Below are 12949 nucleotides of genomic sequence, written 5' to 3' on the forward strand. Positions count from 1 at the left end.
GTGGACCCGGAAGAGGCATCCTCGATCCAGGAGGTGCCATGCGTACAGAGGTGTCCATCGGTGTCCCGGGTGCGCTCGGGCCGGACGCGGTGCGGGTGCTCGCGCCGCGGGTCGAGGCGGCGGGGTTCGCCGGGCTCTGGCTGAACGACAGCCCGCAGGGCGACTCGCTCGTCGGGCTCGCCGCGGCGGCCGAGGCGACCGCGCACCTGCGAGTGGCCACCGGCGTGATCCCGGTCGACCGGCGTCCCGGAGCCGCGCTGCTGAAGGACCTACGGGCCAGCGGTGTCCCGGAGTCGAGGCTGACGCTCGGGATCGGCTCCGGAGCGCTGCGCCGCGGCGCGGTCGACGCGGTCATGGAGGCGATCGGCGTGCTCCGCAGCGGCACGTCGGCCGCCGTCGTCGTCGGGGCGCTCGGACCGCGCATGCGGCTCCTCGCCGGCGAGCGCGCCGACGGGGCGCTGCTCAGCTGGCTGCCTCCGACCGTCGCGGCGCAGCAGGCGGCGCAGCTGCGGGAGGCGGGCGCGGCCGCGCAGGGCGAGGCACCGCGCGCCGCGCTGTACGTCCGCGCGATCGTGGACGAGGCGGCGCGGCCGGTGCTCGAGCGGGAGGCCGCCCAGTACGCCTCCTACCCCGCCTACGCCGCGAACTTCGCGCGCCTGGGGGTCGAGGCGATCGACACCACGCTGCCGCAGCGCGGTGAGGACCTCGCGGCCGGCGTGAACGCCTACCGCGGCGGCGTGGACGAGCTGGTGCTGCGCGCCATCACGCCGACGGGCTCGCTCGACGACATCCTGGCCTTCGTCGACCGCGCCGCGGAGCAGGTGTTCACGGATTAGGGGATCGGCGGAGCCGATCCCCTAATCCGTGAACACACCGGGCGCTCAGGCCGCGAGCGGGAGCGCGACCGGCTGGAGCGCGGCGCGGAGGGCGCCGTCCTCGACGGACACCCGGACCACGTCGCCGGCGACCGGGTCGGCCGTGACCAGCAGATCCGCGATCCGGTCCTCGACCTCGCGCTGGATCAGCCGGCGCAGCGGCCGGGCGCCGTACTCGGGCTCGTAGCCGTGCTCGGCGATCCACGCGACCGCCTCGTCCGTCATGTCGAGCACCGCGTCCCGCGTCGCGAGCCGCGCCGCCGTCGAGGCGAGCAGCATTCGCACGATCGCGTGCAGCTGCTGCGGCTCGAGCTTGCGGAACAGCACGACCTCGTCGATGCGGTTCAGGAACTCCGGCCGCATCGCCTCGCGCAGCTTGCCCATCACGCGGTCGCGGAGCGCCTTGTCCGAGCCGAAGCCCGAGCCCTCCTCCGACGCCTGGATGAAGCCCAGGGCGCCGCTGCGGGACGCGAGGAACTCGCTGCCGATGTTCGACGTCATGATCAGCACCGTGTTGCGGAAGTCGACCGTGCGCCCCTGGCCGTCGGTCAGGCGACCGTCGTCCAGCACCTGCAGCAGCAGGTTGAACACGTCGGGGTGGGCCTTCTCGATCTCGTCGAGCAGGATCACCGAGTACGGGTTCCGGCGGACGCGCTCGGTTAGCTGACCGGCCTCGTCGTAGCCGACGTATCCCGGAGGGGCACCGATCAGCCGGCTCACGGTGTGCCGCTCGCCGAACTCGCTCATGTCGAAGCGCTGCATCGCCGTCTCGTCGCCGAAGAGGCTGGAGGCGAGGGCCTTCGCCAGCTCGGTCTTGCCGACGCCGGTCGGGCCGAGGAACAGGAAGCTGCCCACGGGCCGGTTCGGGTCGCCCATGCCGGTCCGGCTGCGCCGGACGGCCTTGGCGATCGCGGAGACGGCCGGGTCCTGGCCGATCACGCGCTCGTGCAGCTCGGACTCGAGCTTCGCGAGCCGGGACCGGTCGGCCTCGGTGAGGCGGGTGGCCGGGATGCCGGTCGACCGGGAGACGACGCCGGCGATCTCCGCCTCGTCGACCACGGCGGCCTCGTCCGTGCTGCTCGGCGCCGAGTCCGCCGACGCGATGCGCGCCTGCACGGCCTCGATCTCGTCGCGGAGGTGCGACGCCTCCTCGTACCGCTCGTCGGCCACCGCGCGGCCCTTGTCCGCCTCGAGCTCGGCGACCCGCGCCTGCAGGGCGGCCACGTCCACGCGCACGCCGAGGGCGAGCCGACGGCGGGCGCCGGCCTGGTCGATCAGGTCGATCGCCTTGTCGGGCAGGAACCGGTCGGTCACGTAGCGGTGCGACAGCTCGACGGCGGCGCGGACGGCCTCGTCGGTGAAGCGCACCCCGTGGTGCTCCTCGTACCGGGACTTCAGCCCGTCGAGGATGCGCACGGCGTCCTCGACGGACGGCTCGCCGATGGTCACGGGCTGGAAGCGGCGCTCGAGCGCGGCGTCCTTCTCGATCCGGCGGTACTCCTTCAGCGTGGTCGCGCCGATCAGGTGCAGGTCGCCCCGCGCCAGGCGCGGCTTGAGCACGTTGCCCGCGTCCATGCCGCCCTCGCCGCCGGCGCCCGCGCCGACGACCGTGTGGATCTCGTCGAGGAAGACGAGCAGCTCGTCCTTGTGCTCGGCGATCTCGGACACGACCTTGGTGATGCGCTCCTCGAAGTCGCCGCGGAAGCGGGTGCCCGCGACCATGCCGGGCAGGTCGAGGGAGACGACGCGCTTGCCGCGCAGCGCCTCGGGCACGTCGCCGTCCACGATGCGCTGAGCGAGGCCCTCGACGATCGCGGTCTTGCCGACGCCGGGCTCGCCGATCAGCACCGGGTTGTTCTTGGTGCGCCGCAGCAGGATCTCGACGGTCTGCTCGATCTCGAGCGCGCGGCCGATCACCGGGTCGAGTCCGCCCGCCTCCGCCTTCGCGGTGAGATCGACGCCGTACTTGTCGAGCGTCGGGGTGCCGGTCTCGGACTCGGCGACCTCGCGGGCCTCGGCGGCGTGCTCCGCGATCGACTGCAGCGAGTCGGGCGTGACGCCGAACGACGCGAGCAGCTGGCCGGGGGTGCCCTGCTGGTTCGCGACGTACGCGAAGAACAGGTGCTCGGGGTCGACGTAGGTGGAGCCGGAGGCCCGGGCGACCTGTGCGGCCTCGAGCAGCGAGCGCTGCGCGGCGCCCGTCAGCGACGGAGTGCCGTCCGTGCGGGCGGAGCCGCCGGCGGGCATGCGCTGCTCGATCGCGCGGACGAGCCCGTCCACGTCGATCCCGGCGGCGCGGAGGGTGCTCTCGCCCTCCTCCGTGAGGACGAGACCGCGCAGCAGGTGCAGCGAGTCGACCTCGTCGTGGCCGTGCTCGACGGCGTAGCGGACGGCGCCGCCGAGGAGCTCGTGGGTCCGCTTGCTGAGCAGGCGGGAGATGTCGATGGGGCGGCCGGAACGCTGACCGCTGAGCATCCGCGACAGGGCTGCTGCCAGCTCATCGTCGAAACGTCCGTCGTCGCCGGAGCCGAAGTACTGAGGCAAAGGGTCCTCCTAGTGGAACTTGAGCGCCTTCGACTCAAGTCAACGCAGGAGTGCCCTCCGCATTCCCGCTTCCCGCCACGGGTTCGACGGACGGCCGCCGCCGCCGGCACCCGAATCGGCGCGCACCGGCCAGTCGCGGTGCTTCCGTCCCCCGTCCGGGGAAGGATCATCCCGAGGTCACGGTCGGGGCACGGTCCCGGCGGGTGTCCCCACACCGCGAGCCGTCGATGAGAGCGTAGGAACGTGGACAGCAGCCGACCGCACGACCCCCGCCTGTACCGCGGGCAGCCGAGCGCGGCGTACCCGCAGACGGCGAACCGGACCCCGGATCAGCCGCCCAGGCGCACCTCGCCCTCGGTGTACCCGTACGAGCAGCCGCGCGCGACCTCGACCTACCCGTACGAGCAGCAGGCTCCTCGTCAGGCGCCGGTCGCGCAGCACCCGGCGCTCCGGCCCGAGCCGCAGCAGCCCGCCGCGCGCGCCGACCGACGGAACCCCGCGCCCCGCCGCACGCTCGGCGTCCTGGCGTTCGCGGTGCTGACGGCGATGAGCCTGCCGCTGCACATCGCGGCCATCTTCTTCATCTACGTCGAGTTCGAGAGCCCCGGCGACCCCGTGATGGCCGCGCTGCTCGTCGGCGGCGCGTTCCTCGGCTCCTTCGCGGCGCTGTTCGTCACCGGGCTGCTCGCGCAGCTCGTCGGCGGATTCCCCGGCCGCTGGAGGGCGCGCATCACCTTCGCGACCCTGTCCGGCGTCATCGCGCTGGTCGTCGCGTACTTCGCGGCGCTGCAGCTCTTCTAGTCGCCGGCCCCGCGCGGGCTCAGCGCTCGGCGAGCAGCGCGGCGGGCACCGCGGTCGCACCGGCGACGGCGAGCACCGACTGCCACGCTCCGAGGCGCTTCGCGAGCGGGTGCGAGCCGCCGAACGCGCCCAGGTAGATCAGCACGACCGCTGCGGCGCGCCACGGACCGCCGCTGCGGTTCACGAGCACGAAGACGGCCGCCCCGACGGCGCCGAGGACGCCGCCTCCCGCGGCCCGGACCCCGGTGGCGCGGGCGACGCCGTAGCCGCCGAGCAGGCCGGCGGAGGTGAGCAGGGGCACGAGCAGACGGTTCACGCCTCCGATCCTGCCCGCTCCTCCACCGGAGCCCGCCGGGAGCGGCTCACGCCGTCGGGCTCCCGGCGATGTTGATCAGCCAGGAGACGCCGAACCGGTCGGTCAGCATGCCGAAGCTGTCGCCCCACGGTGCCTTCTCGAGCGGCTGGGCGATGTCGGCGCCCTCGCTGAGCGCGGTCCACCAGCGGGAGAGCAGCGTCTCGTCGTCGCCGGAGAGGGAGACGGAGAAGGTGTTCTCGCCGGGCGTGTACGGCATGTGGCTCGGCACGTCGGACACCATCAGCAGCGGGGCGTTCGGCCCCTGGAGCTGGCCGTGCATGAGCAGGTCCTCCTCGCCCTCCGCGACGGGCATGCCGTAGTCGCGGAACGAGCTGACGCGCTGCTCGCCGCCGAAGACGGACTGGTAGAAGGCGAGCGCATCGCGGGCGGTGCCCCGGAAGTTCAGGTACGGGTTCAGGTTCGCGGTCACGTCGGCTCCTCCACTCGATCGGGTGGCTCCACCTTGGCAGCACCGCCCGTGCGGGTCGAGGGTCAGGAGGGGGCCATGCGGTAGACCGCGCCGGCTTCGTCGTCGGTGACGTAGACGGCACGATCCGGCCCGGCGACGGCGGCGACCGGGCGCCCCCAGCGGTTGCCGTCCGCGGCCTGGAAGCCGGTGAGCAGCGGCTGCGCGGGCTGCAGGGTGCCGTCGCGCCACGGCAGGAAGGCGACCTCCGGCGCGCGCGGCGGCGTGCGGTTCCAGGAGCCGTGCACGCCGACCAGGGCGCCCGGACCGGCCGGCACCACCCCGGCGCCGACGAAGCTCATGCCGAGCGGTGCGGAGTGCGCGGGGAGCCCCTGCTCCACGCGGGGGAGCGCGTCGCAGTCGAGCCGGCTGCCGTCCGCGTTCGTCTCGCGGTCCCGCACGAACCCGCGATTGGTGAACGCGAAGGCGGTGCCGGCCGCCCCGGGATCGACGTCCGGGTCGGGGTTGCAGTAGGGCCAGCCGAGGTCGCGCCCCGCGGTCAGCTTCGCGACGGGCTCGAGCGGATGGTCGTTCACGTAGGGCTGCAGCACGGCGCCGAGGTCGGAGCCGCCCGAGCCGTCGTAGGCGCGGTCGTAGGGGTAGGCGATGCGGTCGCGGTTGTTCACCGCGGTCCAGACGGCGCCGTCCGGCGCGATCGCGAGCCCCGTGCCGTTGCGCACCCCGCGCGCGAAGACGGTCGTCCGCCCGCCCTGCACGCGCAGGATCGACGCGCGCTCGGGGGAGGCGGAGCGGTCCTCCGCGGAGGCGTTGCCGGTGCTGCCGACCGACACGTACAGCGCGCCGTCGGTGCCGACCGCCACGCTCTTCAGCGCGTGGGCGTACGCGCCCCGCAGCTCGGGCGTGCTGGCGTCGGGCAGGCCCGCGACCACGGTTCGGCGGCCGGAGACCGCGCCGTCGGCGTAGTCGTAGGCGCTGACCCGATCGCTCTCCGCGACGTAGAGCGTGTCGCCGCGGAACGCCATCCCGTGCGGGCGGTTCAGCCCCGACACGAGCGTCGTGGTGCGCGGGACCGCCTGCGGGTCGCTGCCGGGCGTGAGCACCTGCACGTCGCCCGACTCGGGACGGGAGACGAGCAGTCGCCCGTCGGGCGTCCACGCCGCGAGCCGCGCGCCGTCGACGCGGGCCCACACGGACACCGTCCAGCCGCGCGGGGCGTCGACGGTGCGGGAGGCGTCGAACGGCGCCCCGTCGAGCGCGTCGGGCACCCGCAGCGCGCTGCGGCCGAGCCCCGAGGGTGCGGGGGTCGGTGCCGCAGCGGGGGAGTCGGCGGTGCAGCCGGCCAGGAGCAGTGCGGTGAGCGTCGCCGCGCCGATCGCGGTCGCGCGCCGCCTCATGGACATGGCGTCAGTCTCGCCGGGCGCCGCGCCCGGCGATGCGGCACCGCCTCGACACCCGGCATCCGTTCAGGTGCGGGAGGCCTGCTCGGAGTTCCCGGAGCCGCGGCGTGCCACGCTGGTGCCGTGCGCCCCCGCACCGCGTGTCCCGGCTGCGGCATCGTGCTGCCCGCTGGGTCGGACGCGGAGACGCCCTCGCTGCACGCGACCCCGTCCTGCGAGTCGGTGCTGCACGAGGTCCTCGGCTTCGAGTTCCAGCACCCGGTGATGCTGCGCTACCACCAGCTGACGGTCGACGCCTACGGGGCGCAGCACGCGGGCGGCGGCGCCCCGCGGATCCGCGTCGCCTACAGCCTCGCCGGCCTGTGGCTCGCGCTCGAGCACGGCTTCTCCGCGGAGGACGTGCGGTCGGTGCACCGGCGCATGGGGCATCCCACGGTCGACTGGCCCGACTTCACCCCGCCCGTGCCGCCGCAGCGCTGGCTGACGGTGCTCGACGTCGCGGAGGCGGGAGTGCGGCAGCACTCCTCCGGCGGTCATGCCCGAGCAGCCGGGCAGTGGGCGCGCAGCGTCTGGGACGCCTGGCGCGGGAGCGACCCGGATGTCGACGACGAGGTGCGCGCGATGCTGCGCTCGATCTTCCTGGAGCCCGGCCGCGCCGAAGGCCTCCACGGCACCATCGGTCCCGCCTCCGCGGTGCACCGCCTGCTGGGGCTGCTCGCCGCATGACCGAGGGGCGGAGGCATCGCCCCCGCCCCTCCATCGCTCGATCGGGTCAGCGGACCCCGATGCGCGCCTCGATCTTGTCGATGAAGTCGACGTCGCTGACGTCCTCGAGGGACTTCCGCTCGGCTGCGACGCCGAACAGCAGCGCGATGATCCCGCCGAGCAGCATCACGCCGGCGCCGAGGTAGTAGCCCGCGGCGAGCGGGTTCCGGTCCTTGCCGTCGCCGATCAGCGCGTTGTAGATGACCGGAGCGAACGCGCCGACGAACTGCCCGACGGCGAAGACGTACGAGATCGCCTGGCCGCGGACCTGCAGCGGGAACGTCTCGCTGACCGTCAGGTAGGCGGAGGAGGCGCCGGCCGAGGCGAAGAAGAACGAGATGCTCCACAGGATCGTCTGCGTCGTCGCCGTGAGCACGTCCGCCTGGAACAGGGCGGCCGACACGGCGAGCACGACCGCCGCGAGTCCGTAGGTCGCGAAGATCATCTGCTTCCGGCCGATCGTGTCGAACAGGTGGCCGAGCACCAGCGGGCCGATCAGGTTGCCGATCGCGAACGGGAAGAAGTAGACCGCCGCGTTGTCCACGCCGTAGAAGTTCTTCAGCACCTCGGCGTAGCTGAAGAAGATCGCGTTGTAGAGGAACGACTGCGTGATCATCATCGAGAAGGCGACGAACGCGCGCTTCGGGTACATCCGGGTGAAGACGTAGAGCACGACGCGGAACGGCACGCGGTCGTGGACCGGGACGTCGATCGCCGTCTCGTCGGGCACCCGTTCGAGCGAGGAGCCGGACTCGTGCTCCACCTCCCGCTCGATGCGGTCGACGTTCGCCTCGGCCTCCTTCTCGTAGCCGTGGGTCAGCTGCCATCTCGGGCTCTCGGGGATGTTGCGCCGCAGGAAGATGATGATCAGGCCGAGCACCGGGCCGATGAAGAAGCCGATGCGCCAGCCCCAGCCGGACGTCTCGAGGGCGCTGCCCGGTGCGAGCAGGAAGAGGTTCGCCGCGGCGCCCAGCGCCGCGCCGCCCCAGTAGGTGCCGTTGATCGCGATGTCCACCCGGCCGCGGTAGCGCGAGGGGATGATCTCGTCGATCGCGGAGTTGATCGCCGTGTACTCGCCGCCGATGCCCATGCCGGCGATGAACCGGAAGATGTAGAGGAACCAGGGCGCGAACGACAGGCCCGCGATGCCCGACGCGACCAGGTAGATGCCGAGCGTGATGATGAAGAACCTGCGGCGACCGAGCCGATCGGAGAGCCGGCCGAACACGAGCGCGCCCACGACCTGGCCGAGCAGGTAGACGGTGCCCGTCAGGCCCACCTCCGTGGTGGACATCCCGAGCTGCTTGGCGTACCCGTTGGCCGACACCATCTGGATCTCGAGGCCGTCGAGGACCCAGGACACGCCGAGCCCCACGACGACGGTCCAGTGGAACCGGGTCCAGGGCAGGCGATCCATCCGTGCGGGGATGAGACTGCGGATGGTCTGCGGCCCCGATGCCGTCGTCGTCATGCGCGGCAAGCTACGCCCGGATTGCTGAACGCTTCCTCGAAAACGGTCAGCCCACGTTCAGGTGACCTGGAGCGGCCCCTACGCCGCGAGTCGCGCCGTCATGCTGATCGGCAGGTGGTCCGAGATGCCCTGCGGCAGCACCTCCAGGTCCTCGAGCACGAAGCCGGTCGAGGTGGCGAAGTCGAAGTAGCCCGCCGAGAACGGGAACTTCACGTAGGTAGGCGTCGGCATGCGCGTCAGCTCGTAGCCGGTCGCGGTGAGCCGCCGCTCCAGCCCGCGCAGGAACCACGGGTAGTTGAAGTCGCCCACCATCACGGCGGGCAGGCCGGCGGCGATGCCGCGCATGCCCTCGTGAGCGGCCGCGATCTGCTTGCGCCGCAGCGAGTTCGTGGCGGTCAGGGGAGCGGCGTGGAAGTCGCCGACCAGCACCTCGCGCCCGGTCTTCCGATCGAGCAGGTGCGCGGCCAGCAGGCGCTCGTTCGCCGGCTTGAGCAGGCGGTCGTGCATCGACTTGCGCAGCGCGAAGACCTTCTTGCCCTTGACCTCGAACCGGTCCTCCCGCGCGTACAGCGCGAGCCCCAGCCGGTTGGTCCGCGTCTGCTCGATGAGCCGCAGGTGCCCGAGCTCGTCGGGCATGTCGGTGTGGTCGCACTCCTGCAGCGCCAGCACGTCGACGTCGGTGCCGGCGGCGAGCGCTTCCAGCTCGCCGCGGGCGGTGTGCTCGCGCAGGTTGTAGCTGATGATCTTCACGTCTGTCGAGCCCTTCCCCGCCCGGGTCCTCCCCGCGGACCCGCCGATCAACCTAGCCCGGCGTCGGCGCTCGAGGATCCGAGACCCCTCGATCGCGTCAGCGGCGGGGCCCGATCACGCGAGCACGTCGCGGGTGGTGAAGCGCCCGTAGGCGAGCGCCCCGAACACGACGACGTAGCCGAGCTGCAGCAGCGCGTTCGTGCCGAACGTGCCCCACTCCGGAGGCTGGCGCAGCAGGTCGATCAGGCCGAGCCAGGAGTCGGACAGCAGGAACGGGTGCAGCGCCTCGAGCTGCGGCAGCTGGTCGAGCACCTGGCTCGTGACGGCGAGCACGACCGTCGCCGCCATCGCGCCGACCGGCACGTCGGTGAGCGTCGAGACGAACAGGCCGACCGCGGTGAGGCCGAGCATCGCGACCCCGACGTAGGCGGCGAGCAGCAGGAGGCGCAGGAGGCCTTCCGCGACGGGCACCTGATCACCGGACAGCAGCGTGATGGGGCCGATCGGGAACAGCGCGACGCCCGTGAGCGTGCCGGCGACCACCACCGTCAGCGGTGCGGCGAAGCAGAACACGGCCGCGCCGAGGAACTTCACGAGGAGCAGGCGCGGGCGGCCGGCGGGCGCGACGAGCAGGTACCTGAGGGTGCCCTGCGACGCCTCGCCGGCGATGGTGTCGCCGGCGACGACGCCGACGGTGAGCGGCAGGAACAGCGGGATCGCGAGCACCAGGGAGGCGACGCCCACGAAGAGGCCGTTGCCCGCGATCTGCGTGAGGAAGGAGGGGCCGCGGCCGGAGTCGCCGCCGGAGGAGAGCCGGATCGCGACACCGACGAGCACGGGCACCGCGGCGAGCGCGAGCAGCATCGCCCACGTCCGCTTGCGCCGGAACAGGACGGTGATCTCGGTGGCGAGCAGGGAGAGGCCGAGCCGGCGGCGCTCGACGGGCCGTGCCTGCTCAGTTCGCGACATCGAAGCCCTCGCCCGTCAGCGCCACGAAGCGGTCCTCGAGGCTCGCCTCCGCCGCACGGATGCCGCGGATCCGCACCCCGGCGGCGACGAGCGCCGGCACGAGGTCCTCGATCGCCCGCCCCGCGAGCGGTGCGACCACCTCCGCACCCGCCTGCGTCGCGGTCAGCCCGGCGGCGCCGAGCGCGGCGATCGCCCGCTCCGCGTCCGGGGTGGCGAGGTGGAGGCGGTCGTCGGGCGCCGCGCCGCGCAGCTCGTCGAGCGTGCCCTGCGCCACGAGGCGGCCCGTGCGCATCACCGCGGCGTGGGTGCACATCTGCTCGATCTCCGCGAGGAGGTGGCTCGACACGAACACGGTGGTGCCGCCGTCGGCGAGGCTGCGCACCAGCGTGCGCACCTCGCGGGTGCCCTGGGGGTCGAGGCCGTTCGTCGGCTCGTCGAGCACCAGCAGGTCTCGCGGCCGCAGCAGGGCGTTGGCGATGCCGAGCCGCTGCTTCATGCCGAGCGAGTACGCCTTGACCCGCTTGCTCGACGCCGCCGAGAGCCCGACCCGGTCGAGCGCCTCCCCGATGCGCCGCTTCCGCGTTCGCGGGTCGGCGACCGGATCCGCGGAGTCGAGGCGGGCGAGGTTCGCGGCGCCCGACAGGTACCCGGCGAAACCCGGTCCCTCGACGAGCGCTCCCACGCGGGGCAGCACCGCCGCGGCCCGGTCCGGCATCGCCGAACCGAGCAGCGACGCCGACCCGGAGGTCGGGCTGATCAGCCCGAGCAGCATCCGGATGGTCGTCGTCTTGCCGGACCCGTTGGGGCCGAGGAAGCCGAACACGCTGCCCGCGGGGACCGCGAGGGCGACGTCGGCCACCGCGTCGCGGCCCCGGAACCGCTTGCCGAGTGCCTCCGTCTCGATCGCGAGACCGGCGCTCACCGAGCGGCGGACTCGAGGCTGGAGACCGGCACGGCGCCCGCGAGCACGCGGCCGTCGTCCGTGAGCAGCACGTTCACCAGGGCGGTGTGCAGCACGCGGCCGCCGTCGGCGGCGGTCGTGAGACGCCGGACCGTCGCGTCGTCGCCGAGACCGGACGGCACGCGGTCGGCGGGCACCGTGACGACGGAGGCCCAGCCCGAGCCGCTGACCTCGGGGCGCGGGCCGGAGTCGGTCGCGCGGTGCTGCGGGCGGTCGCCCGGCGTGACCGTCTTCGTGGTCACCTTCGCGTCCGAGGGCGGCGTGAAGTCGAAGCGGGAGGCGGCCGGCACGGCGTACGAGATGCTCGTGAAGCCCGTCTCGAAGGCGGGGGAGGAGGCGCCGCGGGCGAGCACCTGCACGTCGAGCGGCAGGCCGGTCTCCGCGTCGACCGCGATGCGGACCGAGCCGATGGTGGTCTGCGTCGTGCGCGGCGTGAGGACGAGCGTGTAGGCGTCGCGGTCCGCGATCTGCTGGGCGGAGTCGACGGAGACGCGGGTCGTGCCGTCCACCTTCGCGAGCAGCTCCTGCGCGGCCTCGGCGGGCGTCGGCAGCGCGCCCTGCTCGATGCCGGGCCGGGCGTCGCCCGACGCGACCACGTGGGCGGCGGTGTTCTTCTTCGAGTCCCACAGCCAGACGCTGCGGCCGTCGCGCACGACGTCGCGCTCGGCGGAGTCGTCGAGCACGGCGATGCGCGCCCTGCTCGCACCGGCGACCTCGACTCGGGCGGTGTGCGTGCCGGAGAGCAGGTCGAGCGTCGACGCCGTGTCCGTGTCGCTGCCCGCGCCGATCGACGGCACGGCGGGCAGGCCGAGGTTCGAGCGCTGCTCGACGACGCCGGAGAAGCCCTGCACGTCCTTCGCCTTCGCGACGAGCTCGAGCACCTGCTGCGCCGACTTCGCGGGCAGGTCGGGCGGGGTCGCTGCGGCGACGAGCGGCACGGCGACGACCCCTGCCACCACGACGGGGGCGACGACGGCGGGGAGCCAGCGGATCAGGCGACGGTGCTGCATGCGTTCGAGGCTACGTCCGCTGCGGCGGCGGCGGTGCCGAAGGGCAGGAACTCATCCCGGAGGATGAGCCGGCGCTCAGGCGGCGCGGTCGCGCGCGAACAGCTGCTCGGCCCGGGCGCGCACCGCCGGGCGGAACAGCTCGAGGTCGGGCGAGGGCGCCGGGTCGACCAGCACCTCGAGCACGAGGCCGAGCGCGGTCTGCGTGCGGCCCTGCTCGTGCATGGCGAGGGCGAGGAAGGTGCGCAGCGAGCGGGACCCGGGGAACTCCTCCAGCGCCGCCTCCAGCACGGAGACGGACTCGTCGAGGCGGCCAGCGCGGCGCAGGGCGTCGCCGAGGCGCAGGGCGCACCGGCGCAGCGCGGTGCCGTCGAGCCGGGGCATCGCGGCGCGGTAGCTGACGATCGCCTTCTCGGTGCCGCCGCACTCGTCGTGGGCGTCGCCGACGGCGATCAGCGCCACCGGGTCGTCGGGCCAGCGCTCGAGCAGTGCGTCGAAGCCGGCGGTGTCGGGGGAGCGGGTGGGGTCCCACTCCTCGTGGCAGGTCTCGATGGCTTCGACGAGGGCCGGGTCGGTACGCACCGATCCAGTGTCCCCCTTCTCACGGTCCTCACAGGTCGTAACACC

The 12949-nt window shown here is 73.5% G+C and carries 13 protein-coding genes; 3 read left to right on the forward strand and 10 right to left on the reverse strand.

Going from position 1 to position 12949, the window contains the following annotated elements; all coding sequences use genetic code 11:
- Positions 1 to 38: 38 nt before the first annotated feature.
- Positions 39 to 836, forward strand: a complete 798-nt coding sequence (locus ABEA53_RS04520; protein ID WP_345479810.1) for an LLM class flavin-dependent oxidoreductase — start codon at positions 39 to 41, stop codon at positions 834 to 836.
- A 45-nt stretch (positions 837 to 881) separates the two neighbouring features.
- Here the strand turns inward: ABEA53_RS04520 and ABEA53_RS04525 are convergent, their stop codons facing one another.
- Positions 882 to 3419: an ATP-dependent Clp protease ATP-binding subunit gene (locus tag ABEA53_RS04525; RefSeq protein ID WP_345479811.1), complete on the reverse strand. Its 2538-nt coding sequence runs from the start codon at positions 3417 to 3419 to the stop codon at positions 882 to 884.
- Between the two features lie 243 nt (positions 3420 to 3662).
- Between ABEA53_RS04525 and ABEA53_RS04530 the strand changes: the two genes are divergently transcribed.
- A complete protein-coding gene (locus ABEA53_RS04530; protein ID WP_345479812.1) occupies positions 3663 to 4220 on the forward strand; it encodes a hypothetical protein in 558 nt (185 codons plus the stop codon).
- Positions 4221 to 4239: 19 nt separating this feature from the next.
- Here the strand turns inward: ABEA53_RS04530 and ABEA53_RS04535 are convergent, their stop codons facing one another.
- From ABEA53_RS04535 to ABEA53_RS04545, 3 genes are all read right to left on the reverse strand, one after another.
- The gene (locus tag ABEA53_RS04535) at positions 4240 to 4536 is read right to left on the reverse strand and encodes a hypothetical protein (protein WP_345479813.1); all 297 of its coding nucleotides are present in this window, start codon (positions 4534 to 4536) and stop codon (positions 4240 to 4242) included.
- Between the two features lie 46 nt (positions 4537 to 4582).
- The gene (locus ABEA53_RS04540) at positions 4583 to 5005 is read right to left on the reverse strand and encodes a VOC family protein (protein ID WP_345479814.1); all 423 of its coding nucleotides are present in this window, start codon (positions 5003 to 5005) and stop codon (positions 4583 to 4585) included.
- A gap of 62 nt (positions 5006 to 5067) precedes the next feature.
- The gene (locus ABEA53_RS04545; RefSeq protein ID WP_345479815.1) at positions 5068 to 6402 is read right to left on the reverse strand and encodes a PQQ-dependent sugar dehydrogenase; all 1335 of its coding nucleotides are present in this window, start codon (positions 6400 to 6402) and stop codon (positions 5068 to 5070) included.
- A gap of 120 nt (positions 6403 to 6522) precedes the next feature.
- On the opposite strand from ABEA53_RS04545, the gene ABEA53_RS04550 reads away from it, so the two are divergent.
- Positions 6523 to 7125: a DUF5946 family protein gene (locus ABEA53_RS04550; protein ID WP_345479816.1), complete on the forward strand. Its 603-nt coding sequence runs from the start codon at positions 6523 to 6525 to the stop codon at positions 7123 to 7125.
- A gap of 46 nt (positions 7126 to 7171) precedes the next feature.
- Here the strand turns inward: ABEA53_RS04550 and ABEA53_RS04555 are convergent, their stop codons facing one another.
- The 6 genes from ABEA53_RS04555 to ABEA53_RS04580 all read right to left on the reverse strand — a co-directional run bounded on the left by ABEA53_RS04555 (position 7172) and on the right by ABEA53_RS04580 (position 12904).
- A complete protein-coding gene (locus tag ABEA53_RS04555; protein WP_345479817.1) occupies positions 7172 to 8635 on the reverse strand; it encodes an MFS transporter in 1464 nt (487 codons plus the stop codon).
- 78 nt (positions 8636 to 8713) lie between these two features.
- Positions 8714 to 9385, reverse strand: coding sequence for an endonuclease/exonuclease/phosphatase family protein (locus tag ABEA53_RS04560; RefSeq protein WP_345479818.1), 672 nt, complete (start codon positions 9383 to 9385; stop codon positions 8714 to 8716).
- Positions 9386 to 9499: 114 nt separating this feature from the next.
- Positions 9500 to 10354: an ABC transporter permease gene (locus ABEA53_RS04565; protein WP_345479820.1), complete on the reverse strand. Its 855-nt coding sequence runs from the start codon at positions 10352 to 10354 to the stop codon at positions 9500 to 9502.
- A complete protein-coding gene (locus ABEA53_RS04570) occupies positions 10341 to 11276 on the reverse strand; it encodes an ABC transporter ATP-binding protein (protein WP_345479822.1) in 936 nt (311 codons plus the stop codon). The genes ABEA53_RS04565 and ABEA53_RS04570 overlap by 14 nt, the downstream gene beginning before the upstream one ends.
- Positions 11273 to 12325, reverse strand: a complete 1053-nt coding sequence (locus tag ABEA53_RS04575) for a LolA family protein (RefSeq protein ID WP_345479824.1) — start codon at positions 12323 to 12325, stop codon at positions 11273 to 11275. Before ABEA53_RS04575 ends, ABEA53_RS04570 begins: the two co-directional genes overlap by 4 nt.
- A 75-nt stretch (positions 12326 to 12400) precedes the next feature.
- Complete coding sequence (locus tag ABEA53_RS04580; protein ID WP_345479825.1) at positions 12401 to 12904, reverse strand: tetratricopeptide repeat protein; 504 nt, start codon at positions 12902 to 12904, stop codon at positions 12401 to 12403.
- Positions 12905 to 12949 lie beyond the last annotated feature (45 nt).

The sequence above is a fragment of the Amnibacterium soli genome (assembly GCF_039544415.1).
Classification (GTDB): domain Bacteria; phylum Actinomycetota; class Actinomycetes; order Actinomycetales; family Microbacteriaceae; genus Amnibacterium; species Amnibacterium soli.